The sequence below is a fragment of the Streptomyces sp. NPDC005303 genome, assembly GCF_040607335.1.
Lineage (GTDB): Bacteria > Actinomycetota > Actinomycetes > Streptomycetales > Streptomycetaceae > Streptomyces.
This window is the reverse complement of the sequence record NZ_JBEXGM010000015.1, coordinates 75,078-99,312: the sequence shown is the minus strand read 5'-3', so window position 1 is coordinate 99,312 and position 24,235 is coordinate 75,078. Positions and strand designations below refer to the sequence as shown.

General features: G+C 71.5%; 19 protein-coding genes. 12 read left to right on the top strand and 7 right to left on the bottom strand.

Annotated elements, in window-relative coordinates; genetic code table 11:
- Window positions 1–6: 6 nt before the first annotated feature.
- From ABZT93_RS22060 to ABZT93_RS22040, 5 genes are read left to right on the top strand one after another with little or no spacing between them, the layout of a single operon-like run.
- Window positions 7–1,848 (top strand): biotin carboxylase N-terminal domain-containing protein, encoded by a 1,842-nt coding sequence (locus ABZT93_RS22060; protein WP_356106810.1) that lies wholly within the window; start codon window positions 7–9, stop codon window positions 1,846–1,848.
- Window positions 1,849–1,890: 42 nt separating this feature from the next.
- Entirely contained in the window at window positions 1,891–3,021 is a 1,131-nt protein-coding gene (locus ABZT93_RS22055; RefSeq protein WP_356106807.1) for an acyl-CoA dehydrogenase family protein, read from the top strand.
- Window positions 3,022–3,054: 33 nt separating this feature from the next.
- Window positions 3,055–4,623, top strand: a complete 1,569-nt coding sequence (locus tag ABZT93_RS22050; protein ID WP_356106804.1) for a 4-coumarate--CoA ligase family protein — start codon at window positions 3,055–3,057, stop codon at window positions 4,621–4,623.
- Window positions 4,620–5,354 (top strand): enoyl-CoA hydratase family protein, encoded by a 735-nt coding sequence (locus tag ABZT93_RS22045; RefSeq protein WP_356106801.1) that lies wholly within the window; start codon window positions 4,620–4,622, stop codon window positions 5,352–5,354. Before ABZT93_RS22050 ends, ABZT93_RS22045 begins: the two co-directional genes overlap by 4 nt.
- The gene (locus ABZT93_RS22040; RefSeq protein ID WP_356106798.1) at window positions 5,342–5,956 is read left to right on the top strand and encodes a TetR/AcrR family transcriptional regulator; all 615 of its coding nucleotides are present in this window, start codon (window positions 5,342–5,344) and stop codon (window positions 5,954–5,956) included. The genes ABZT93_RS22045 and ABZT93_RS22040 overlap by 13 nt, the downstream gene beginning before the upstream one ends.
- A 55-nt stretch (window positions 5,957–6,011) precedes the next feature.
- Here the strand turns inward: ABZT93_RS22040 and ABZT93_RS22035 are convergent, their stop codons facing one another.
- Window positions 6,012–7,124 carry a citrate synthase 2 gene (locus tag ABZT93_RS22035; RefSeq protein WP_356106795.1) on the bottom strand — a complete coding sequence of 371 codons (1,113 nt, stop codon included), beginning with the start codon at window positions 7,122–7,124 and terminating at the stop codon, window positions 6,012–6,014.
- Between the two features lie 168 nt (window positions 7,125–7,292).
- Between ABZT93_RS22035 and pdxH the strand changes: the two genes are divergently transcribed.
- The 3 genes from pdxH (at window position 7,293) to ABZT93_RS22020 (ending at window position 10,265) form a co-directional block, all read left to right on the top strand.
- Window positions 7,293–7,922, top strand: a complete 630-nt coding sequence (gene pdxH / locus ABZT93_RS22030) for a pyridoxamine 5'-phosphate oxidase (protein WP_356107009.1) — start codon at window positions 7,293–7,295, stop codon at window positions 7,920–7,922.
- Window positions 7,923–8,275: 353 nt separating this feature from the next.
- Window positions 8,276–8,734, top strand: coding sequence for a GNAT family N-acetyltransferase (locus tag ABZT93_RS22025; RefSeq protein WP_356106792.1), 459 nt, complete (start codon window positions 8,276–8,278; stop codon window positions 8,732–8,734).
- Window positions 8,735–8,855: 121 nt separating this feature from the next.
- A complete protein-coding gene (locus tag ABZT93_RS22020) occupies window positions 8,856–10,265 on the top strand; it encodes a PAS domain-containing protein (protein ID WP_356106790.1) in 1,410 nt (469 codons plus the stop codon).
- Between the two features lie 2 nt (window positions 10,266–10,267).
- Here the strand turns inward: ABZT93_RS22020 and ABZT93_RS22015 are convergent, their stop codons facing one another.
- Window positions 10,268–11,041 (bottom strand): SIS domain-containing protein, encoded by a 774-nt coding sequence (locus ABZT93_RS22015; protein ID WP_356106787.1) that lies wholly within the window; start codon window positions 11,039–11,041, stop codon window positions 10,268–10,270.
- Window positions 11,042–11,247: 206 nt separating this feature from the next.
- Between ABZT93_RS22015 and ABZT93_RS22010 the strand changes: the two genes are divergently transcribed.
- Both ABZT93_RS22010 and ABZT93_RS22005 read left to right on the top strand, forming a co-directional pair.
- Window positions 11,248–11,940: a metal-dependent transcriptional regulator gene (locus ABZT93_RS22010; RefSeq protein WP_037709529.1), complete on the top strand. Its 693-nt coding sequence runs from the start codon at window positions 11,248–11,250 to the stop codon at window positions 11,938–11,940.
- Between the two features lie 515 nt (window positions 11,941–12,455).
- Window positions 12,456–13,367, top strand: a complete 912-nt coding sequence (locus ABZT93_RS22005) for an alpha/beta hydrolase (protein WP_356106784.1) — start codon at window positions 12,456–12,458, stop codon at window positions 13,365–13,367.
- 63 nt (window positions 13,368–13,430) lie between these two features.
- Here ABZT93_RS22005 and ABZT93_RS22000 read toward each other — a convergent pair whose 3' ends face one another.
- The 4 genes from ABZT93_RS22000 to ABZT93_RS21985 form a co-directional block, all read right to left on the bottom strand.
- Window positions 13,431–15,956, bottom strand: coding sequence for a hypothetical protein (locus tag ABZT93_RS22000; RefSeq protein ID WP_356106782.1), 2,526 nt, complete (start codon window positions 15,954–15,956; stop codon window positions 13,431–13,433).
- A gap of 121 nt (window positions 15,957–16,077) precedes the next feature.
- On the bottom strand, window positions 16,078–17,667 hold the full coding sequence (locus ABZT93_RS21995) for a transporter (RefSeq protein ID WP_356106779.1): 1,590 nt from the start codon (window positions 17,665–17,667) through the stop codon (window positions 16,078–16,080).
- Window positions 17,664–18,434 carry an ABC transporter ATP-binding protein gene (locus tag ABZT93_RS21990; RefSeq protein ID WP_356106777.1) on the bottom strand — a complete coding sequence of 257 codons (771 nt, stop codon included), beginning with the start codon at window positions 18,432–18,434 and terminating at the stop codon, window positions 17,664–17,666. Before ABZT93_RS21990 ends, ABZT93_RS21995 begins: the two co-directional genes overlap by 4 nt.
- A 36-nt stretch (window positions 18,435–18,470) precedes the next feature.
- Window positions 18,471–19,133: a bifunctional DNA primase/polymerase gene (locus ABZT93_RS21985; RefSeq protein ID WP_356106774.1), complete on the bottom strand. Its 663-nt coding sequence runs from the start codon at window positions 19,131–19,133 to the stop codon at window positions 18,471–18,473.
- A 293-nt stretch (window positions 19,134–19,426) separates the two neighbouring features.
- Here ABZT93_RS21985 and ABZT93_RS21980 point away from each other — a divergent pair, with 293 nt between their 5' ends.
- Together ABZT93_RS21980 and ABZT93_RS21975 are read left to right on the top strand one after the other, a co-directional pair.
- Window positions 19,427–20,812: a transcriptional regulator gene (locus ABZT93_RS21980; protein WP_356106772.1), complete on the top strand. Its 1,386-nt coding sequence runs from the start codon at window positions 19,427–19,429 to the stop codon at window positions 20,810–20,812.
- A 170-nt stretch (window positions 20,813–20,982) separates the two neighbouring features.
- The gene (locus ABZT93_RS21975; RefSeq protein ID WP_356106770.1) at window positions 20,983–22,770 is read left to right on the top strand and encodes a hypothetical protein; all 1,788 of its coding nucleotides are present in this window, start codon (window positions 20,983–20,985) and stop codon (window positions 22,768–22,770) included.
- A 36-nt stretch (window positions 22,771–22,806) separates the two neighbouring features.
- Here ABZT93_RS21975 and ABZT93_RS21970 read toward each other — a convergent pair whose 3' ends face one another.
- Window positions 22,807–24,144 carry an ABC transporter substrate-binding protein gene (locus tag ABZT93_RS21970; RefSeq protein ID WP_356106767.1) on the bottom strand — a complete coding sequence of 446 codons (1,338 nt, stop codon included), beginning with the start codon at window positions 24,142–24,144 and terminating at the stop codon, window positions 22,807–22,809.
- Window positions 24,145–24,235 lie beyond the last annotated feature (91 nt).

Genomic DNA, 24,235 nt, shown 5'->3' with positions numbered 1-24,235 from the left:
GACCCAGTGATTTCTGCACTCCTTGTGGCCAACCGGGGCGAGATCGCCTGCCGGATCTTCCGCACCTGCCGTGAGCTGGGAATCCGGACGGTCGCCGTGCACTCGGACCCGGACGCGAACACCCTCCACACGCGCGTGGCGGACACGGCGGTACGACTGCCGGGCGCGGCCCCCGCCGACACCTATCTGCGCGCCGACCTGATCGTGAGGGCGGCGCTCGCCTCCGGCGCCGACGCGGTGCACCCGGGCTACGGCTTCCTCTCCGAGAACGCCGACTTCGCGCGGGCCGTCCTGGACGCCGGTCTGGTCTGGATCGGACCGCCCCCGGCCGCGATCGAGGCGATGGCGTCCAAGACCCGCGCCAAGGAACTGATGGGGCTGGCGCCCCTCGACGAGGTGACGCCGGCCGATCTGCCGGTGCTGGTGAAGGCGGCCGCGGGCGGCGGAGGCCGCGGCATGCGCGTCGTCCGCCGCGTCGAAGACCTGGCCGCCGCCCTGGAGAGCGCCCGCGCCGAGGCCACGAGCGCTTTCGGCGACGGCGAGGTCTTCGTGGAGCCGTACGTCGAGGACGGCCGCCATGTGGAGGTACAGGTCCTCGCCGACACCCACGGCACGGTCTGGGCCCTGGGCACCCGCGACTGCTCCCTGCAGCGCCGCCATCAGAAGGTGATCGAGGAGGCCCCGGCTCCCGGACTCCCGGAGGACCTCGGGGAGGAACTGCACCGGCTGGCGGTACGGGCGGCGCGCGCGGTGGACTACGTGGGCGCGGGCACGGTCGAGTTCCTGGTCTCCGGCACCAAGGCCCACTTCCTGGAGATGAACACCCGCCTCCAGGTCGAGCACCCGGTGACGGAGGCGGTGTTCGGCATCGACCTGGTGGCGGAACAGCTCCGCGTCGCGGAGGGGGCCCGGTTGCCCGACGAGCCGCCACGCGCGCGTGGCCACGCCGTCGAGGCGCGCCTCTACGCCGAGGACCCCGCCCGGGACTGGACCCCCCAGACCGGCACCCTGCACCACTTCGCGGTCCCCCCGTCGGTCCGCCTGGACACGGGCTACGAGAGCGGCGACGACATCGGCGTCCACTACGACCCGATGCTCGCCAAGGTCGTCGCGTACGCCCCCACGCGCGCGGAGGCGGTCCGCAAACTGGCGGGGGCGCTGGAGAGGGCGACGATCCACGGCCCGACCACGAACCGGGACCTGCTGGTGAACTCCCTGCGCCACAAGGAGTTCACGACGGCCCGCATGGACACCGGCTTCTACGACCGCCACCTGCCCGAACTCACCGAACCGGTCCCGGACTTGCTGGCCCCCCTGGCGGCGGCCCTCGCGGACGCGGTCGGCCGCTCCCGCTTCGGCGGCTGGCGCAACCTGCCCTCGGCCCCGCAGACCAAGCGCTACGAGATGGCGGGCGAGGAGCACGAGGTCCACTACCGCCACACCCGGGAGGGCCTGGAGGCGGACGGGGTCAGGGTGATCCACACGGACGCGAGCCGGGTCGTACTCGAAGTGGACGGCGTACAGCGCAAGTTCGAGGTGTCGACGTACGGCGACCAGGTCTACGTCGGTGGTGTGGCTCTGAAGGCCCTACCCCGCTTCCCGGACCCGACCGCCCAGCACGCCCCGGGCTCGCTGCTGGCCCCCATGCCGGGGACGGTCGTACGGGTCGCGGACGGCCTGACGGAGGGATCAGCCGTGGACGCCGGCCAGCCCCTCCTGTGGCTGGAGGCGATGAAGATGGAACACAAGATCACGGCCCCGGTGAAAGGCGCACTAGCTGCGCTGAATGTAGTACCCGGCCAACAAGTAACGGTCGGCTCTCTACTGGCGGTAGTCCAACCCACCTAGGGGCGCGGGGAACTGCGCGCTCAGCCACAACGAAGGGGTCACATGCCCACGATCGAAACGGACGAGCACAAAACCCTCCGCACAGCTGTATCCGCCTTGGGCAAACGCCACGGCCGCACCTACGACCGAGAGGCGCTCTGGGCCGAAGCGGCCAAGCTCGGCTACCTAGGCGTCAACCTGCCGGAGGCATACGGCGGTGGAGGCGGCGGCATAGCCGAACTCTCCATCGTCCTGGAGGAGCTCGGTGCGGCCGGCGCCCCCCTCCTGATGATGATCGTCTCCCCGGCCATCTGCGGCACGGTGATCGCCCGCTTCGGCACGGAAGCCCAGAAACAGGAGTGGCTCCCCGCACTCGCCGACGGCACCCGCACGATGGCGTTCGGCATCACGGAACCCGACGCCGGTTCCAACAGCCACCGCATCAGCACCACGGCCCGCCGCGACGGAGCCGACTGGCTGCTGACCGGCCGCAAGGTGTTCGTCTCCGGTGTCGACATCGCCGACGCCACCCTCATAGTCGGCCGCACGGAGGACTCCCGCACCGGCCGCCTCAAGCCCTGCCTGTTCATCGTCCCCCGGGACGCCCCCGGCTTCGACAGGCGCCGTATCGAGATGGAACTGGACGCCCCGGAGAAGCAGTTCGAGCTCACCCTCGACGACGTACGCCTCCCCGCCGAAGCCCTCGTGGGAGACGAGGACGCGGGCCTCCTGCAACTCTTCGCCGGCCTCAACCCCGAACGCATCATGACGGCCGCCTTCGCGATCGGCATGGGCCGCTACGCGCTCTCCCAGGCGATCACCTACGCCAAGGACCGCACGGTGTGGAACACCCCCATCGGCGCCCACCAGGCCATCGCCCACCCCCTCGCCCAGGCGCACATCGAGCTCGAACTGGCCCGCCTGATGATGCAGAAGGCCGCCCACCTCTACGACGAGGGCGACGACGTGGCCGCGGGAGAGGCCGCCAACATGGCGAAGTACGCCGCGGGGGAGGCCTGTGTGAAGGCCGTGGACCAGGCGGTCCACACCCTCGGCGGCAACGGCCTCACCCGGGAGTTCGGGATCGCCTCGCTGATAACGGCCGCGCGCGTGGCTCGTATCGCACCGGTCAGCAGGGAGATGATTCTCAACTACGTCTCCCACCAGACCCTGGGCCTGCCCAAGTCGTACTAGGCCGCCCAGGAACCAGGCCGTCTTGGAGGAACCGTGTTCCGCAGCGAGTACGCAGACGTCCAGCCCATAGAACTTCCCATCCACGAGGCGGTGCTGGGTCACGCCGCCGAGTTCGGTGACGCGCCCGCCCTGATCGACGGCACCGACGGCACCACCCTCACGTACGCACAGCTCGACCGGTTCCACCGCCGGGTCGCCGCGGGCCTCACGGACGCGGGCGTCGCCAAGGGGGACGTACTCGCACTGCACAGCCCCAACACCATCGCCTTCCCGACCGCGTTCTACGCCGCCACGCGCGCGGGTGCCTCCGTCACGACCGTGCACCCGCTCGCCACGCCGGAGGAGTTCGCCAAGCAGCTCTCCGACTCGGCCGCCCGCTGGATCGTCACCGTCTCGCCGCTGCTGGAGACGGCACGGCGGGCCGCCGAACTCGCGGGCGGGGTACGGGAGATCTTCGTCTGCGACAGCGCCCCCGGTCACCGTTCCCTGATCGACATGCTGGCCTCGACGGCCCCCGAGCCGGACATCGCCATCGACCCGGTGACGGACGTGGCGGCACTGCCGTACTCCTCGGGCACCACCGGCACCCCCAAGGGCGTGATGCTCACGCACCGGCAGATCGCCACCAACCTCGCCCAGCTCCAGCCGCTGATGTCGGCGGGCCCCGAGGACCGAATCCTGGCGGTTCTTCCCTTTTTCCACATCTACGGCCTCACGGCCCTCATGAACGCGCCCCTGCGCGTCGGCGCGAGCGTCGTCGTGCTGCCCCGCTTCGACCTGGAGACCTTCCTCGCGGCCATCCAGAACCACCGCATCACCGGCCTGTACGTGGCCCCGCCGATCGTCCTCGCCCTCGCCAAGCACCCACTGGTCGAGCACTACGACCTGTCGTCCCTGCGCTACATCGTCAGCGCCGCCGCCCCGTTGGACGCCCGACTCGCCGCCGCCTGTTCGGCCCGGCTCGGCCTCCCGCCCGTGGGCCAGGCGTACGGCATGACGGAACTCTCGCCCGGTACCCACGTCGTCCCCCTGTCCGCCATGCGCGAGGCACCGCCCGGAACCGTCGGCAAACTCATCGCCGGCACCGAGATGCGGATCGTCTCCCTCGACGACCCCGACAAGGACCTCGATGTCGGTGAGCCCGGCGAGATCCTCATCCGCGGCCCGCAGATCATGAAGGGCTACCTCGGCCGCCCCGACGACACCGCCGCGATGATCGACGCCGACGGTTGGCTGCACACCGGGGACGTCGGCCATGTCGACGCCGACGGCTGGCTGTTCGTCGTCGACCGGGTCAAGGAGCTCATCAAGTACAAGGGGTTCCAGGTGGCCCCCGCCGAACTGGAGGCCCTCCTGCTCACCCACCCCGGCATCGCCGACGCCGCCGTCATCGGCACCTACAACGACCAGGGCAACGAGGTCCCGCACGCCTTCGTCGTCCGCCAGCCCACCGCGAGCGGCCTCTCCGAGAGCGAGGTCATGATGTACGTCGCCGAGCGGGTCGCCCCCTACAAACGTGTCCGCCAGGTCACCTTCATCGCCGGGGTGCCCCGGGCCGCCTCCGGCAAGATCCTCCGACGGCAGCTCAGGGAGCGCACATGACACTGATCGCCCGCACACGCGCGCGTGGCGTCGAGACCCTCGGCCTCGATTCCCCGCACAACCGCAACGCCCTGTCGGCGGCGCTGGTGGGGGAGCTGGCCGCCGCTCTGGCCGACTGCGCCAAGGACGACGCCGTCCGCGCGATCGTCCTCACCCACACCGGCAACACCTTCTCGGCGGGCGCCGACCTGAAGGACCCGCCGGACCCGTACGCCCTGGTCGGGCTGCTGCGGCAGATCGTGGAACTCGGCAAGCCGGTCGTCGCGCGCGTCACCGGCCACGTCCGCGCGGGCGGCCTCGGCCTCCTCGCCGCCTGCGACATCTCCGCGGCCTCCACGGAGTCGACCTTCGCCTTCACCGAGGTACGGATCGGAGTCGCCCCCGCGGTCATCTCGCTGACCCTGCTGCCCCGCACCGACCCCCGCGCCCTCGCCCGCCACTACCTCACCGGTGAGCGCTTCGACGCGGCCGAGGCGGCCCGCATCGGCCTGGTGACGGCGGCGGGCGACGACGTGGACGCCGTACTCGAACCGATCCTGGACGGTCTGCGCCGGGCCGCCCCCGAGGCCTTGGCCGAGACGAAACGGCTGCTCACGGCTAGGGTGCTGGAGACCTTCGACCGGGACGCGGCCGACCTGACCGCGCTCTCGGCCCGGCTGTTCGCCGCACCGCACGGGCGCGAGGGCATGACAGCCTTCCTGGAACGACGGGATCCCCCATGGGTGGTGTGACCACGATCGGCGACCGGGCCGACCGCGTGCCGAAGCAGGACCGCAGCCGGGCCACCAGGCAGCGCCTCCTCGAAGCGGCCGTCGCCTGCCTCGCCGAACACGGCTGGGCCGGCTCCACGGTCACCGTCGTCGCCGAACGCGCCGGCGTCTCCCGAGGCGCCGCCCAGCACCACTTCCCGACCAGGGAGGACCTCTTCACGGCGGCGGTGGAATACGTGGCGGAGGAGCGCTCCACGGCCCTACGCGCCCTGTTCCCCGAGGGCGCGGCGGACGACCGGCGCGCGGTGATCTCCGCCCTCGTCGACCTCTACACGGGCCCGCTGTTCCGCGCCGCCCTCCACCTGTGGGTCGCCGCCTCCAACGAGGAGCAGTTGCGTCCCCGGGTGACGGAGTTGGAGGCGCGGGTGGGCCGGGAGACCCACAGGATCGCGGTCGACCTTCTGGGTGCGGACGAGTCACAGCCAGGCGCCCGCGAGACGGTCCAGGGCCTTCTGGACATGGCGAGAGGCCTGGGCCTGGCAAACCTGCTGACGGACGACAAGGCCAGGCGGGACAGAGTGGTCACCCAGTGGACAGCACTACTGAACGAGGCGCTGCTTTAGGCTTTTAGGGGCGCGGGGCTGTATCAATGTGCGGCGCGTCGCACAGGCACCCCCCTCAGTGGGCGATGCTCCCGTACCCCTCGATGTCCTGAGGATTCCTCGAGCCGGGCCCCACATACCGCGCGGACGGCCGCACCAGCCGCCCCGTCCGCTTCTGCTCCAGGATGTGCGCCGACCACCCGGCCGTACGCGCGCACGTGAACATCGACGTGAACATGTGCGCCGGCACCTCCGCGAAGTCGAGGACGATCGCCGCCCAGAACTCCACGTTGGTGGCCAGCACCCGGTCCGGCCGTCGCGCGTGCAGCTCCGCCAGAGCCGCCTTCTCGAGCGCTTCCGCGATCTCGAACCGCGGCGCCCCCAGCTCGCGAGCCGTACGCCGCAGCACGCGCGCGCGGGGATCCTCGGCCCGGTACACCCGGTGCCCGAACCCCATCAGCCGCTCACCGCGGTCCAGCGCCTGCCTGACGTAGGCCTCCGCGTCGCCCGTCCGCTCGATCTCCTCGATCATCCCGAGCACACGGGAGGGCGCCCCGCCGTGCAGCGGCCCGGACATCGCACCCACGGCACCGGAGAGCGCGGCGGCGACATCCGCGCCGGTGGAGGCGATCACGCGCGCGGTGAACGTGGACGCGTTCATCCCGTGCTCCGCGGCGGACGTCCAGTACGCGTCCACGGCGGCCACGTGCTTCGGGTCGGGCTCCCCGCGCCAGCGGATCATGAAGCGCTCGACGACGGACTGCGCCTTGTCGATCTCCCGCTGCGGCACCATCGGCAGCCCCTGCCCGCGCGCGGACTGGGCGACGTACGAAAGGGCCATCACGGCCGCCCGGGCGAGGTCGGCACGCGCCTGCTCGGCGTCGATGTCCAGCAGCGGTTTCAGACCCCACACCGGGGCGAGCATGGCGAGCGCCGACTGGACGTCCACACGGATGTCCCCGGAGTGCACGGGGATCGGGAAGGGCTCGGCGGGCGGCAGACCGGGATTGAAGGCGCCGTCCACCAGCAGCCCCCACACGTTGCCGAACGAGACATGGCCGACCAGATCCTCGATGTCGACGCCCCGGTACCGCAGCGCGCCGCCCTCCTTGTCCGGTTCGGCGATCTCCGTCTCGAACGCGACGACTCCTTCGAGACCGGGTACGAATCCGGGGTCGAGGTCGGACATGGCGGCTCCTCGTGATGTGTACGACGGATGACGCCACGATATCCCCGAGTGCCACCTTTGGGGAGAGCAAGCGGCACTCAGTGCCACCAACCCGTGGGGAGGCGATCCGTACGGCAAGATGACGACGTGACCGACGCCGCACACGCCGTCTTCCCGGACCCCGCCTCCATGCGCGAGCAGTACCGCGCGGAGGGTCTCGCCGAGACCGACCTGGCCGCCACGCCCGTCGAACAGTTCGCGCGCTGGTTCAAGCAGGCGGCCACCGAGGCGCACCTCTTCGAGCCGAACGCCATGGTGGTCTCCACCGTGGACGCCGAGGGGCGCCCCAGCTCCCGCACGGTCCTGCTCAAGCAGTTCGACCAACAGGGCTTCGTCTTCTACACGAACTACGACTCCCGCAAGGGCAGGGACCTCGCCGGGAACCCGTACGTCTGCCTGCTCTTCCCCTGGCACCCCATGGCCCGCCAGGTCATCGTCACCGGCCTCGCGCGCCGCACCGGCCGCGACGAGACCGCCGCCTACTTCCGCACCCGCCCGCACGGCTCCCAGCTCGGCGCCTGGGCCAGCACGCAGTCCTCGGTGATCGAGCGCCGCGAGCAGGTCGACACCGCCTACGCCGAACTGGCCGCCCGCTATCCCGAGGGCGAACAGGTCCCGGTCCCGCCGCACTGGGGCGGCTTCCGGGTGGCACCGGAGACCGTGGAGTTCTGGCAGGGCCGCGAGAACCGTCTGCACGACCGGCTGCGGTACGTGGCGGAGCCGGACGGGAGCTGGCGGGTGGAGCGGCTGAGCCCCTGAGAAGGGGCCCCGGAACGCAGGCGACCCGCGAGCTCTGGGTCCCTCCGCCCTGGGGCGGGGGAGCCGGCCGGACGTTACCGGCGAGCTCGCGGGTCGGGTGACTGCGTTGGATTGGCCGGCTGCGTGCATCTCGTACACGCCGGTCCGGCACCGCACTCGGTGGGTGACGGGCCGCTAGCCCGCAGCCACCTCTTCCGTCCGGTATGAATACATCTGCCGAACCACCTCCTCTCCGAAGTACCTGCACCCTAAGAAGACTCCCCCCTCCGGTTCAACCCCTTTTTCGAAGGACGGGCATCGACGGTCCTTCAAGGCGATGGACGCGCCCGGAACGATCACCTAGCGTGCGGCCCATGACTGATCTGCGGATCGAACCCGTCGTGGGGGACGAGATGGCCGAGGAGTGGCGGCACGTGCACAACGTGATCGTTCCGCCCGCCGCCATGGGGCTCGGGGACGTACGGGAGCGCGGTCGGCGGTACCGGCTGGAGAACGCCTATCTCGGGGACGTGGTGGTGGGCTGCTCGACCGTGCGGCCGCCGCAGGGGGAGGACGCCGTGGCGACCGTCATCGCGCGCGTACTGCCCGATCACCGCGGACGGGGTTTCGGAACGGCTCTCTACGAGAAGGGTCTTGATCATGCGCGCGAGCTCGGCGCCAAGGTGATCGAGACATGCGTGCTGGCCGTCAATGGGGACGGGACGCGGTTCGCACGGGCACGCGGGTTCGTAGAGGTCGACCGGTATGTGCTGGACGGCGAGAGCGACGAGTGGATCGACCTGCGGCTGGAGCCGGACCGGAGAGCCGTCTGAGGGGATCCGGGGGGTTTCCGGCGTACAACGATTCCCTCAATCTTGCGGGAACCCGGTGTGTGCTGCGTCACGTTCGAGTTCAATGATTGTTAGTGAGCGAAGCAGCCGGCAGGGGGTCCAGGTGAGTGCTTCCCGGCGTAGTGGGACCACCGACGAGTTGGGGCCCGACGGGCCCGGGCCGGACGGCCCGGAGGGCTCGGGCGGCTCGGACCTGCTCGCCGCGTTGCTGGACGGCATGGACGCGGCACTCTGTGCCTTCGACGCGGACGGTGTGGTCACCCACTGGAATCGTGAGGCCGAGCGGATCCTCGGCTGGACCGCGGCCGAGGCCGTGGGCCGGCACGGGTTCGCCGGGTGGGCCGTACGGCGGGCGGACGCCGAGGAGGTCGAGGGGCGGCTGATGTCCGCCATGCAGGCGCCCGGGCGGCAGGTGCACGAGTTCGCGCTGCTGACCAAGGACGGCGGCCGGGTGCTCGTCCGCACCCAGTCCGCGGCCGTGCGCGGGCCCGACGGGAAACCGGCCGGGGTGTACTGCGCCTTCAGCGAGGTGCACACGCAGATCGATCTGGAGCGGTCGATCGCGCTGAGCGAGGCGCTGTTCGAGGACGCCTCGTGGGGTGTCGTGCTGGTCGACGCCGATCTGCGGCCCGCCGTGGTCAACGCGCACGCGGCCCGGTCGCTGGGCATCGGGCGTACGTCGGTGCTGGGGCGGCCCCTCGGGGAGCTGCTCGCGCAGGGCGTGGAGGAGCTGGAGAGCGCGCTGACCCATGTGCTGGCCGAGGGCGCGCCGCCGGCTCCGGCCGAGATCTGGGTGGCGGTGCGGACCCCGGACGGCGAGAAGCGGCGCTGCTGGCGCTGCGGGTTCGTGCGGCTGTCCTCGCCGCTCGCGGAGGAACCGGTGCCGTTGGGTGTCGCCTGGCTGTTCCAGGACGTCACCGAGGCCAAGCAGAGCGAGCAGGAGGCCTCGCTGCTGAGGTTCCGGACGAACCAGCTGCACCGGGCGGCGCGGGCCGCCGCGGAGTGCGAGGACCCGGCCGAGGCCGCCGTCGTCCATCTGGACTTCGCCCTCGCCGGATTCGCCGACCACGCGCTGATCGACCGGGTGGCCGGGGGCGCGGTGGCCGACGGCGAGGAGACCGGGCCGGTCCGTCTCGTACGGGTCGCCGCGACCCCCTCCGGGGCGCCGGGGCCGAGTCTGCAGGCGTCGGGCGCGGCCGGGCTGCCCGTGCGGTACGGGGAGGGGCATCCGGCGCTGCAGTGCGTGGACCGGGTCGGCTCGGTGCGGGCGAGTGTGGGGTCGGTGTCGGGGGACCTGGCCCGTGAGTGGGCCGAGACCCGCCAGTGGCCCTCCGACGTGGTGCACGCCCTGTGCGCGGTACTGCGGAGCCGGGGGCGGACGCTCGGCGTCGTGACGTTCCTGCGGGGCTCCGGGAGGGGACAGTTCGAGCGGGGCGACGCGGTGTACGCCGAGGACGTGGCGGTGCGCATCGCGGCGGCGCTGGATCTGGGCGGGGTCGTGGGGCGGGCGTAGGACTACTGCCGGTAGAAGATCCGATCCCCGTACTCCTCGAACACCCGCTCGTTCCACTCCAGACCGCCGTCCACGTTCCCCGACCTGAGCAGCGGCGGCTCGATCCCCCGCTCCGCCAGCGCGCCCGCCGCCGTCGCCATCACGGCCTGGAGCAGGGCCGAGGTCACGACCGTGGATGCCGGGGCGAAGGGGGCCGGGATGGTGTCCAGGGAGAGCTCCGCGTCACCCGGGGCGATCTTGGAGTCGAGGACGACGTCGCAGTGGTCCTTGAGGAAGGTGCCCGAGCTGTGGCGGGGCTTCGTCGCCGTGGTGTACGCGACCGATGTGACGCCGATGACCTTCACGCCGAGGGAACGGGCGGTCAGGGCCATCTCCACGGGCAGCGCGTTGCGCCCGGACAGGGAGATGATCACCAGGGCGTCGCCCGCGCGCAGGGGTGAGCAGTTCAGGACGGCGCTCGCGAGGCCGTCGACCCGTTCCAGGGCGGAGCCCAGGGTGGCCGGCATGACGTCGACGCCCACCACTCCTGGCACGGTGAGGAGGTTCATGAGGGCGAGTCCGCCTGCCCGGTAGACGAGGTCCTGCGCGGCGAGCGAGGAGTGCCCGGCGCCGAAGGCGAAGAGGCGGCCTCCGGAGGCGACGGTGTCGGCGAGGAGCTCACCGGCTGCCGACACGGAGTCGGCCTCCTCGTCACGGACCCGTCGCAGCAGTCCGATCGCGGCGTCGAAGAACTGTCCGGACAGCTTGCCGTCGCTCGCGGAGCCCGTCTCGCCCATGCGTCGTCCAACCCTTCGTCGCCGTGTCGCGGATCACCGTGCGGTCTGGACCAGTGGGATGTCAATACGGCCGCGCGGCTGCTCGTAACCGCCTGGTTTCAACGGCGCGGCACGCTTGTCAGTGGCATCCGGCAGAATTGACGTCAGGGCCAGCGCACACGCCGGAAAGCTGTCGTGCTTCCGGCAGATCTCATCAAGGGGCACGTATGTCCGGACTGATCGACACCACGGAGATGTATCTCCGCACCATCCTCGAGCTGGAGGAGGAAGGTGTGGTCCCCATGCGTGCCCGGATCGCCGAGCGTCTCGACCAGAGCGGGCCGACCGTCAGCCAGACGGTGGCTCGGATGGAGCGCGACGGGCTGGTGTCCGTCGCCAGTGACCGGCACCTGGAGCTGACGGACGAGGGCCGACGGCTGGCCACCCGTGTGATGCGCAAGCACCGCCTCGCGGAGTGCCTGCTCGTCGACGTGATCGGTCTGGAGTGGGAGCAGGTCCACGCGGAGGCGTGTCGCTGGGAGCACGTGATGAGCGAGGCGGTGGAGCGCCGGGTGCTGGAGCTGCTGCGCCACCCCACCGAGTCGCCGTACGGCAACCCGATCCCGGGTCTCGAGGAGCTGGGCGAGAAGGACGGCCCGCACCCGTTCCTGGACGAGGGCATGGTGTCGCTGGCCGAGCTGGACCCGGGTCTCGACGGAAAGACGGTCGTCGTACGCCGTATCGGCGAGCCGATCCAGACGGACGCGCAGCTGATGTACACGCTGCGCCGGGCTGGTGTGCAGCCCGGTTCCGTGGTGAGCGTGACCGAGTCGGCCGGCGGGGTGCTGGTGGGCAGCGGTGGTGAGGCCGCCGAGCTGGAGTCGGACGTCGCCTCGCACGTCTTCGTCGCCAAGCGCTGAGCGGCCGTGAGGGGGACGGCACCGGTTCTCGATTCCCGGAACCTGTGAGGCGGTTGTGGCGTTTCGGGGGCACGTCGAATCCGAGATTGACCGTGCGGAATCGGAGCGCTTCGACGCTTCCCGTGCGAGGCTGTCGCGTGAGGCATATGACCTGAGGGGGCGGGCGGATGTGCCGTGGACATGGGGATGGCCCCGGCGCCTTTCGGTGCCGGGGCCGGTCCTCCCCTGTGCTGACCCGGAGCCCCGAGCTCTCAGGGTCATTCCCCTCGGACCGATTTCCCCGAGCGGTCCGCCTCCCGCTGAAGATCTCCCCTCGGCCGCGGCGATCATTCCTTGAGGGGGGTCACTCGAACGAGGGGTGTTATCGCGTGGGACCCGATTTTCGAATCCGCATTCGATAGATTCGATGGTCCGGGGGTGACGGGGCGCGGGGGGTGTGCGCTACAGAGATGTACGACAAGGAAGAAGCGGCAGGCAGGACAGGCACAGGGGCCAGGGGAGCTAGGGGGGTGCCGATGGCGCGGCGTATCGACGTGACCGGGGCGGGCGGCGTACGTCTTGCGGCCTGGGAGTTCGGTGACCCTCCCAAGACCGATCCGACGGACCCGACGCGGGAGACCTCGCAGGCCCCGGAGAAACGATCACCCGGGGTGCTGTTACTCCACGGCCTGATGGGCCGTGCCTCGCACTGGGCGTCCACCGCCCGCTGGCTCTCCGAGCGCTACCGGGCCGTCGCGCTCGACCAGCGCGGGCACGGCCAGAGCGACAAGCCCCCTCGGGCCGCCTTCACCCGTGACGCGTATGTCGAGGACGCGGAAGCCGCCCTCGAACAGCTGGACCTCGCCCCGGTCGTCCTCATCGGACACGCGATGGGCGCCCTGACCGCCTGGCAGCTCGCCGCCCGCCGACCCGACCTGGTCCGCGGAGTGATCATCTGCGACATGCGGGCCTCCGCCCTCGGCGCCGCCTCGCAGCGGGAGTGGGGCGAGTGGTTCAAGGCCTGGCCCGTCCCCTTCGCCACCCTGGCCGACGTACGCAAGTGGTTCGGCGAGGACGACCCCTGGGTGGAGCGGCCCAACCCGGCACGCGGCGAGTTCTACGCCGAGGTGATGGCCGAGTCCCCCGACGGCTGGCGGCCCGTCTTCGAGCCCGAGCAGATGCTGTCGTCCCGCGAGACCTGGGTCTACGACGCCCACTGGGAGGAGCTGACCCAGGTCAGGTGCCCCGCCCTGGTCGTCCGCGGCCTCGACGGCGAACTGGGCCGCGCCGAGGCCCAGGAGATGGTCCGCGTCCTGCCCCGCGGCGAGTACGCCGAGGTCGCCGACGCCGGCCACCTCGTGCACTACGACCAGCCGGAGGCCTGGCGGGCCGCCATAGAGCCCTTCCTGGACGGCTTGGGCGACCTGGCCCCCAAGGACTCCGACTGACGCTGTCCGTCGTGGAGACCGGCCGGCCCCCGGCGGACCAGGTCCGCCGGGGGCCGGGTGCGGTCAGCGCACGTCGACGTAGTCACCGCCGGCCGTGGCGCTCGCGGTGGTGACGCTGCCCGCGAAGGAGTAGCGCCAGTAGCCGTCCGCGGTCGCCTTGACCGTGGTCTTCAGGTTCCCCGTGCTGTTCGTCGTGACCGTCTTCACGGTCGTGTACGTGGACGCGCCCTTCTTGCGGAACTGGAGCGCGACCTTCTGGCCCACGTACCCGTGGAAGCCGCCGAGGGTCTCCCAGTCGGCCCGGGAGAGCTTCCCGGTCACGGTGAGGGTCTTGTTCTTGGCGATGGGCTCGGGCGAGGCGTTGACCGTGAGGGTCGCGTCCCGCACCAGCGGCACCGACTTCACCGCGTGCCGGTCGGTGTGCCCGCTGCCGTCGGCGGACTCGGCCCAGGCGGCCGCCTGCCAGGTGCCGGCGAGGGAGTTACGCCCGAAGTTCCAGCGCGGCTGGATGTAGGCGAACTGGGTCGTGCAGGTCGCCGTCGTCGCGTCGACCTTGGTGCAGGACGCGGGCCAACTGCCGTAGAGGACCGCGCTCGGGGCGTCGTAGGACCCCTTGTAGAGGTACATGTCGCCGCTCGCGATGCCGGACGGGTCGGTGGCGGTGAACGTCGCCGTGAACTCCTGGAGCGGCTGGTCGTGGAGCCGGACCGGCTTGCCGCCGTTGACGACGACCTTGGAGATACGGGTCGAGCCGACCGTCTCGTCGCCCTGCCTGGCCGGGCCCGCGAAGGCCCGCACGAGGGTGCGGGTGAGGCTGCCGCCCCGGTCGTCGACGGCGGTGACGCGCAGGGTGACGTAGGCGGCCGAGGCCGGGACGGCGTACGGCGCCGAACCGTCGGCCGCGAGCGGCAGGTCGGTCCAGGTCGTGCCGCCGTCGGTCGAGGCGGACAGGCCCGTGACCCGGGTGTTCGCCGTGGCCGCGTCGACGCCGCGGGTGGTCGTGGTCGCCGAGACCTGTACGGTCCCGGCCGCCGCCCGGCCCGAGGCGTCGAGGTCCGAGACCTTCACCTGGGCGTCGATCAGCGGCAGTTCACGGTTCGAGGTGCCCGTGGAGGTGCTGCTGGAGCGGAACGTCCACTCGTCGCTCAGGTCCGTCGCCAGCCGCGCGTACGGCACCCGGCGGTGCAGGGTCTGCCGGAGGGTGTACGACTGCTCCTTCGCCGGCAGCGCCGAGGAACTCAGCGAGTGGGACGAGTCGATGCCGGAACCGTCGGCGTAGACGACGCCGTCCTCACCCGTCACCTTGTACGCGGACAGCGCGCGGCTGTCGTACCCCTGGTGGCCGTCGGCGTCACCGAAGGCGCTCCCCTCGGTCAGGTAGAGCCTGCCGTTGTAGAGCTGGGAGCCGGTGCCCACCCCGTGCACCGACTGGAACGGGGCCGCGCCCAGCGTCTCGCCCGTGCTGCTGCCCGCGGACAGCGTCCGGTCGGCCAGGTTCAGGTACTGCTCGAAGGTGCCGTAGTCCAGGATCCGGCTGTACTCGACGCCCGGCGTGACGTACTCGGTGACCGGACCGGCCGCCGGCACCGCGGCGCCGACGTAGACGCCGGTCCACTCGCCGAAGTCCGGGACGGTCTGGAGGAAGGCGGTGGTCCGGGTGCCCGGGGCGCGGACCTGGGTGACGGTCCTGGCCAGGGACGCCCTGGTGACGGTCTTGACCGGCGAGGCGGGCACGGTGTTGGTGAAGCTGTGGGTGAGGTCGTAGCGGTAGGAGCTCGGTACGTTCGCCGAGGAGCCCTTCTTCGCCAGGACGTCGTGGATGCGCAGCGAGACGCCCGGCATGGTGAACGGCGTGACGTACACCTTGGCGTCGTCCGAGCCCGCGAAGCCCGCCAGGTCACCGCCCGGCACGCTCAGCCAGACCGCCGCGGACTGCCGGGTGGCGGTGGTGTCGTCGGTGCGGATGCCGGTCTCCTTGGCGGTCCGCTCGTCGAAACTCACCGTCCTGGCGGCCGAGCCGACCGTGAAGGACTGGGCCAGCAGATAGCTCGGCCGGCGCCAGTCGGAGTGCAGCGCCACCGAGAAGTAGTCGCCCGGCGGCAGCTTCACGCTCGACGTCGGCCCGGACGCGTCGCTGTTCACCGCGTACGACGTCCAGGTCCTGCGGTTCCAGACGTAGAACAGCTTGCTCACGACGTCCGCGTGAGTGATCGTCAGCTTGACGGAGTACGTCGAGGCGGCGGCCGTCGTCGTCGCGGCGGCGGGCGCAGGCTTCAGCGCGAGGCTCGCCGGCTCCCGGTCCGCCGCGTGCTCGGCGCTCGGCCGCACCGACACCGTGCCGTCGAGGGACGCGACCGCGTAGCGGGTCCGTTCCGCCCTGTCCGCCGCGGTGACACGGAGGTTTCGGCCGCCGACGAGGTCCACCCGGTCGCCGTTGCCCAACTCGACGCCGTGCCCGCCCGGCCGAGAGGTGATCTTCCCTGTGCCATCCGCTGTCGGAACTGCCGTGGCCGGGGGCGCGAGAAGCACGGACGCGGCGAGTACCGCCCCGCACAGCCCCACCCCGGCGAATCTTCGAACACCGTTCATCCCAAAAGCCCCCTCACCCCTGATCCCCTGCGCGACCTTCCTGGTTCACACCTCACAGGAGTCGCTCGGTTCACTCTAGGCGGCGGGTCCGACATTCGAACACGGGCATCGCAGTCCTGTGTCAGCCCTTGCTGACCGCCGTCAGGATCTCCGGCAGCTGACGGGCCGTGCGGGGGGCCGCCAGCCGAAGTCCCGCCAGGGTTATGGCGGTTCCGTACACCGCGCCGACCGGCAGCAGCACCCAGCTCCACTCGTGGCCGCCCGCGCTGAGGTTGGCCCAGATCGTCAGGGCGATCACGGGGGCGCACAGCAGGGCGGCCGAGACCATGCCGCCGACTACGGCGGAAGCGGCGAGGCCGGACTGGCCCGGGGCCACGTTCTTGTAGCCCTCCTGCGGAATCGAGTACGGGAAGCGTGCCGACGTCCACGCCCCGGTCGCCAGCATCGCCCCGAGCAGCGCGAAGGACACACCGAGCACCTCGGGCAGCTTCGGCCAGTCACCGATCAGTGCGGTCGTGACGACGGTGACGAGGGTGGCGTACGGCAGGGTGATCACCAGCAACGCCAGCGCACGCGCGCGTAGTTCGACGTAGGCGTCCCGCGTCGAGGAGATCGTCAGCGCGACCATCCAGAACGCGGAGGTGTCCTGCCCGAACTGGTTGTACATCTGCACGCCGAGCATGCCCGCGGCGAAGCACGCGAAGTAGATGGACCCCGTGCCCTGCACCGCGTTGAACACCGGCACGATCAGCCCGATGGCCAGCGACGTCACCCACGCGGCCTTGGTCTTGGGGTCGCGCCACACATAGCGAAGACTGCGTTCCATGACGGTGCCGGTGCGCCCGGAAGGCAGCAGCCGGGCGAGTCCCGTCGAGTTCCGCTCACGGGCGGCCCCCTCGGCGGAGGGAAGGGTGGAGCCGTCGGGGGAGGTCATCAGCCGGGTCAGATGACGGGACCAGAGGGCGAGCAGACCCGCCAAGGCCAGTGCGGACAGAGCGAGTTGCAGAACGGCGACCCCGTACGACCCCTCGCTCGCCGAGTCGACCGCCCCGATCGCCGACGCGGGCGGCACCCACTTCAGCACCCCCGCGGGACCGTCCAGCTGCCCCAGGCCGCCCGAACCGAGCCGCTGCGCCCCGAAGTTCACGACCTGCGCGCCGACGGCGATGACCAGTCCGCTCAGCACCGCGAGATCGCGGCCCTTGCGGCTGGTCAGCAGCCGGATGTTGGCGACGGCGACGGCCCGCGCGAGTGCCACGCAGACCAGCAGCGCGAGCACGACACCGAGAACCGAGAAGACGTACGCCGTCCCGCCGTGCGCGACCGAGACGACGGACCCGACGAGCATGCACAGCGTGAACACCGGCCCGATGCCGACCAGCGAGGCCACCAGGAGGGCCCGCACCAGGGGCCGGGGCCGCAGCGGCAGCATCACCAGGCGGGTGGGGTCGAGGGTCTCGTCGCCGCCGGGGAAGAACAGCGGCATCACCGCCCAGCCGAGGGCCAGGACGGCGACCAGCGGGACGACGACGGAGGCGGCGTGCTCTTCGCCGCGCAGGGCGATGAGGCCGAGCAGCTGAAGGACTGAGAAGAGCAGCACGGCCACGGCCGAGGCGATGTAGGCGGCGCGCCGCCCGCCGGACTGGCGCAGTCCGTTCCTGAGCAGCGACAGCTTCAGCCGTACGACGACCGGGGTGATGTCCGCGGTCACCGGGCCCCGCCGCCCAGCCAGTCGAGGTTCGCGCCGGCGTCCTGCCCCTGTGCGCCCACGAGTTCGAGGAACGCGCGCTGCAGTGAGGGCGCGGCGCCGCGCACCTCGTCGAGCGGTCCGTGGGCGCGGATGTGACCGGCGGCCATGACGGCCACCCAGTCGCACAGGGACTCCACGAGCTCCATCACATGCGAGGAGAAGACGACGGTGGCGCCGGAGGCGGTGTACCGCTCAAGGACGCCCCGGATGGTCTGCGCGGAGACGGGGTCGACACCCTCGAAGGGCTCGTCGAGGAACAGCACTTCGGGGTTGTGGAGCAGGGCCGCGGCGAGCCCGATCTTCTTCCGCATCCCGGTCGAGTAGTCGACGACCAGCTTGTGCTGGGCCCCCGCCAGATCGAGCACATCGAGCAGCTGAGCGGCCCGCCGGTCGACCTCCACTCCGGGCAGCCCCCGCAACCGCCCGGAATACGCGAGCAGTTCACGCCCCGAGAGCCGCTCGAACAGCCGCAGCCCCTCGGGCAGGACACCGATCCGGGACTTCACCTCGACGGGATCCCGCCACACGTCGTGCCCGACCACGGAGACAGACCCCTGATCGGGCCGCAGCAGCCCGGTCACCATGGAGAGGGTGGTGGTCTTCCCGGCCCCGTTCGGACCGACAAGACCGATGAACTTGCCCGCGGGCAGCTCCAGATCGATGCCGGCAACGGCAACCTGCTGCCCGAACCGCTTCCAGAGCCCACGCACACTCACAGCCGACGTCATGAACGCCAACCCTAGGGGCGCGGAGAACCGACCCCGTCACCGATCCCTGCCGCACGCATAGGCAAGTGGCGAGATCAACTCCTCGGCGTCCGGCAGCCAGCGGTTCGCGGGCGTCGGACGGCAGGCCCACTGCACGGCACCGGACGACCCGTACCGCGTAGGGGGAGCCGCCACATAGGCCCCCTCGCCCAGCGCGACCAGATCGAGTGAGGACGGGGTCCAGCCGAGCTGCCGTACCAGTTCCGGCGCCTTCACGGACGCCCCCGGCAACACGAAGAAGTGCATCCGACGATCGGGCGTCAGCGTGACGGGGCCCAGCGTCAACTCCATGCGCTCCATACGCGCCAGCGCGAGAAACCCTGCCGTCTCGGCGACGGAGATCGCGTCGAAGGTCCGCCCGGTCGGCAACAGGATGGACGCCGTCGGCTGCTTCTGCCACATCCGGCGCGCGACCGTCGCACTGCCGGTGGCCTGCGTCGCCCAGTCCTCCCGAGCGGGATGTGCCCCGGGCGCGGCGCACGCGGTGTCACCGCAGGAGCACCGCTGCACCCCGCCGACGGCTTCCAGCCAGGTGCCGGGGAAGACGTCCCAGTGGCGCTCCTCGGCGTATCGTACGGCTGTCTCCAGCAGCGATTCGCCGCGCTGCTTCGGAATCTGGGCGGCTTCGGTACCCGCGATCGTCTCTTCCACGCAGAGCACAACTCCCGCACCCACCTCGGGTTACGGCCAGGCCAGGACCTGCGCGCGCGGGGGAAGCGCATCGATTCCGTCTCCGGGGCGCATGGATGCACGGGTGGGGGCGCAGAGGAGGAACCTCGGCGTGAGCTGGGTAACCACGAGTGGGGTCGGTACGAGTCTTTACCCCGGCAATCCTCGCATGCCTCGCATTTTCGACACGTTGGCGGGGCATTGATCTTCACGGCCGGAACTTTTCGGTGGAAGACACGTCAACTCGGTGCGTGGGCAGGCACCGCAGCCACAGGGGGTACGCCATGGCCGCAAGGCCTCTCGTCGCGCGGCAGCCGAACGAACGGCTGCAGGCGCTCATCCAGGAGGCGGGGTGCTCGAACGCCGGGCTCGCCCGCCGGGTCAACATGTGCGGTGCCGAGCACGGCCTCGACCTGCGCTACGACAAGACGTCCGTGGCCCGTTGGCTGCGCGGACAGCAACCGCGGGGCCGGGCGCCCGCGATCATCGCGGAGGCCCTCGGGCGCAAACTCGGCCGTACGGTCACGATCGACGAGATCGGCATGGCCAACGGCAAGAACCTCGCCTCCGGCGTCGGGCTCCAGTTCTCGCCGACGGTACTGGGCGCCATCGAGCAGGTGTGTGAGCTGTGGCGCAGCGACGTGGGCCGCCGGGACTTCCTGTCCGGCTCCTCGGTCGCCGCGTCCGCGCTGGTCGAGCCGAGCCGCGACTGGCTGATCTCCTCGCCCGACTCGCAGGTGGCGCGCCAGGCGGGCCCGCGCGTGGGCCAGTCCGACGTGGCGGCCGTGCGCGCGATGACCCAGGCGCTCGTCGACCTCGACCACCAGTACGGCAGCGGGCATGTGCGCCCGGTCGTCGTGCACTACCTCAACAGCGTGGTCTCCGGGCTGCTCGCGGGGTCGTACCGGGAGGCGACCGGGAGGGAACTGTTCGCGGCGGTGGCGCGGTTGACCGAGCTCGCCGGGTACATGGCGATCGACACCGGGCAGCCGGGCCTGGCCCAGCGGTACTACATCCAGGCGCTGCGGCTCGCGCAGGCGGCGGGCGATCGCGGATACGGCGGCTATGTGCTCGCCGCGTCCATGAGCCACCTCGCCGCGCAACTCGGGAACCCCCGGGAGATCGCCCAGTTGGCGCGGGCGGCGCAGGAAGGGGCGCGAGGGCGGGTGACACCGCGCGCGGAGGCGATGTTCCACGCGGCCGAGGCGCGTGGGCACGCGCTCATGGGCGACGCGCGGGCCACCCAGGCGGCGTCCGGACGGGCCGTGCACGCCCTGGAGGCGGCGGACCCCTCTTCCGGCGACGACCCCGCGTGGATCGCGCACTTCGACGAGGCCTATCTGGCCGACGAGTTGGCCCACTGCCACCGTGACCTCGGCCAGGCCGACGCGGCGGCGCGGTGCGCGCAGGAGTCCCTCGACGGGCTCCCCGAGAACAAGGCGCGCCGCCGGGCCATCGGCCTGGTCCTGCTCGCCTCCGCGCAGGTGCAGCAGCGTGAGATCGAGCAGGCCTGCAACACGGGTCTGAAGGCCGTGGAGTTGCTGGAGACCGTCCGCTCCAACCGGGGTGCGGAGTACCTCGACGACTTCCAGCAGCGTCTGGATCCGTTCCGGGACGAGGCAGTCGTAAGGGAGTTCGGGGCCCGACTGGATCTTCAGGCGGCCGCGTAAAGGAGGACATGTACAGCGGATGTGAGCCCGGAATCGTCACCCGATCTCCCGGGATCTGTTACTGCGGTCACAGGGGCGCAGGTCACGTCCTGTGCTACGTGGCACCGGGCTCGGAGGACCCGGTAGCGTGAGCCGACGATTCCGAAGTTCCCCCATAAGTAGGAGTCCCGGTGACGCAGAGTGGACAGGGCGAGCAGCCCTCGGCGCGCGAAGCGCGCGAAGGCATCGTGCTGCCCTCCGACGGCGGGGAACCCCTGCTGCCGGGACAGACGGGTGGCCACGGCGGTCCGCAGCCCGGATACGGACCCCCCGAGCAGGGCGGTTACGGCGGCCCCCCGCAGCAGGGCGGCCCCGCGCAGGCCGCCGACGCGGGCTACGGCCAGCCGCCCGGCGCCCAGGCATGGGGCAACCCATGGGGCCCCGGCCAGGAGCAGAACCAGGCACAGCAGCAGAACCAGGCACAGCCGCAGGCCCAGGACTGGCCGCAGCCGCCCACCCAGACCTGGGGCACGCCCCAGCAGCCCGGTGGCACACCGCCCCAGTCGCACTCGCAGCCGCAGGCCCAGCCGATGCCCGCGCCGGGGTATGACACCAACGAGCCGACCTCGTACTACCTGCCGCCGGTCGGCCAACCCGCCCCGCAGCCCCAGTCCCAGCCCCTGCCCCCGCAGCAGGGCCAGGTCGCGCCCTACGAGGCTCCCGGGACCGGCGCACCGCAGCAGCAGGCCACGCCGGGCTACCACTCCGACGAGCCGACCTCCTACTACCTGCCGCCCGTGGGCCGGCCCCTCCCGTCGGCCCCCGGCACAGCCGCCTCCGCGCCCCTGCCGCCCGCCGACGAAGGCGCCACCCAGTTCATCCCGCCGGTCGCGGCAGGCCCCGCCCCCCACGAGGGGGCCACCCAGTACCTCCCGCCCGTCCGCCCCGGCGCGCTCCCGCCCGAGGTGTCCGCCGAGGCGGCACGGTTCCCGGGTCAGCACCAGCAGGCCCCCTACGGCGCGCCCACCGGCCCCGACGCCGAGGCCACGCAGTACATCGCGCCCGTGCCCGGACAGGGCCCCGGCGTGCCCTACGGAGGGGAACGGCAGCCGCCCTCCGACTTCGACAACCTCTTCCGCACCGGCCCGGGCGGTGACGGTGGGGCCTCGTCCACACAGCAGATGCCACGGTTCGCCCAGCCCGAGGCCGTACCGCCCGCGTACGGGGCCCAGCAACCCGCGTACGGGGCCTCGCAGCCCCCGTACGGCGCCCAGCAGCCGTCGTACGGTGCCCAGCCTCCGTACGGGCCGCCCGGCGGTGACCCCTATGACGACGGCGACCGAGGCGGCGGCAAGCGATCGCGGGTGCCGGTCATAGCCGCCGTGGGCATCGGCATAGTCGTGCTCGGCATCGGCGCGGGCGCGCTGCTCGCCGGGGGCGGGGGCGGCGACGGCGGGGACAAGAACCAGACCGTGTCGGCGACGGCCCCCGCGAGCGGCGGATCCTCGTCGCCGGCGGCCGACCCGGCGAAGGCGCAGGCCGTCGAGCTGGACAAGCTGCTCGCCGACAGCGGCAACAGCCGTTCCTCGGTGATCAGCGCGGTGGCGAACGTGAAGTCCTGCAAGAACCTCGGCCAGGCGGCAACCGACCTGCGGGACGCGGCGGCCCAGCGCACCGGCCTGGTGACCCGGCTCAAGGCCCTGCCCGTCGACCAGCTGACGGGCCACGCGGAGCTGACCGAAGCCCTCACCAAGGCATGGCAGGCGTCCGCGGCCGCCGACAACCACTACGCGGCCTGGGCCGACCAGGCGGCCGGCAAGAAGGGCTGCAAGAAGGGCCAGGCCCGCACCACGGGCCAGACCCAGGCAGGCAACCGGGACAGCGGCACCGCCAGCAGCCAGAAGGCCAAGGCGGCCCGGCTGTGGAACGCGATCGCCAAGAAGTACAGCCTGACCGAGCGCACCGCCACCCAGCTGTGAGTGGTCCGCGGGGGGCGTACCGGCGCCCCCCGCGGGTCAGTTGACGTCCGCGTTCTGCAGTGTCCTGGTCACGTCGGTGAAGCCCTTGCGTGCCGCCACGAGCTGTCCCTGGCGCACCACCTGGAACGTCACATGGGCGTTCACCATGCGCGGGAAGCCGACCGAGGCGAGGTCGTCGGCCGAGCTCCAGGTGTCCCGGGTGGTCCACCGCAGGGTCGGCGTCAGACCGCCGGTCGGGATCCTGAGGCCGTCGTTGAGGGCGCCGCGCACGCTGTCGGCGGACACCTCGCCGCTCCCCAGCGACTCGACGACCTTCTTGAACACCGTGTAGGCGATCCACGTGGTCTGCACCCCCGCGTCCGCCGAGTCGATGCGGTTGTCGCCGAAGGCCTCCGCGTTGATGACCTTCTTCATCGCGTCCCAGCGGGCGTCGCTCTCCACCGGGTACCAGCCGGTGATGTACGACCCCTCGTAGGGCCCCGACGCCCCGCCGGACGCGTCGATCACCGTCTGGTCGACGCTGCCCATCGCCATGGCGGTGCGCACGGCCGGGTAGCCCTCGCGGGCGCGCCGGAAGGAGTCCATGAAGGTGCTGGTGCGATCGCCGAGAGCGGGCACCACACATCCCTTCTTCGAACCGGCCACCGGGGCGCCGGACGTCGAGCCGGTGAGCGCCTTCGTCGACTGGGCCGAGTACTCGCTGGCGTCGTCCGCCGCCCGCACGTCGTTCGCGGGCCGGTGCCCGCCGGTGGTCAGTCCGGAGTCCAGCAGTACGGGCAGCTCGTCGCCCGCGATGGTGTCGGGCCGTACGAGGCTGACGTTGCCGCAGTCCGCGGCGAGCTCCTTGCCGAGGCCGGCCAGCAGGGTGGGCTGGCCGCCGTTGACGGGGTAGGACAGCGGGCTGGTGAACTCGTCGTTGGTGACGCCGTAGCCGCCGATGTAGGGGATGCCCGCGCCTTCCAGCGGCGGGAAGAAGGAGTCGCCGTACTGGCTGTAGGAGCCGACGACCGCGACGACGTTCTCCTTGACCGCGCGCCGGGCGCACTTCGCCGCGGACACGGCGTCGTTGTGTTCGTTGCAGGTCAGGACGGTGAGCTTGCGGCCGTTGATGCCGCCCTTGGAGTTGATCCAGCGGGCGTAGGCCTGGGCGAAGGCGGGCATGCCCGGCTTGTTGGTCGCCTCGGTGTCCGACGGGGCCCAGGTCATGACCTTGATCGGGCCGCCCCCGGAACCCCCCGCGGTACCGGGGACGACCCCGCAACCGGCGGCGAGGGAGGCACACGCCACCAGTGCCCCCGCCGCGAGGACGGTGGCTCTGACGGGCCGGTGGTGCTGTGAGTGGGAGGTGCTGCGGATGCGTCGCCTGCCGGTCATGGGCACACACGCTTCCGTCACATCGCCAACTCGGATGTGACCCTCGGTCAATGCAAGGTGACGTAAAGGTGAACAGCGAGGGCCTGTGAGG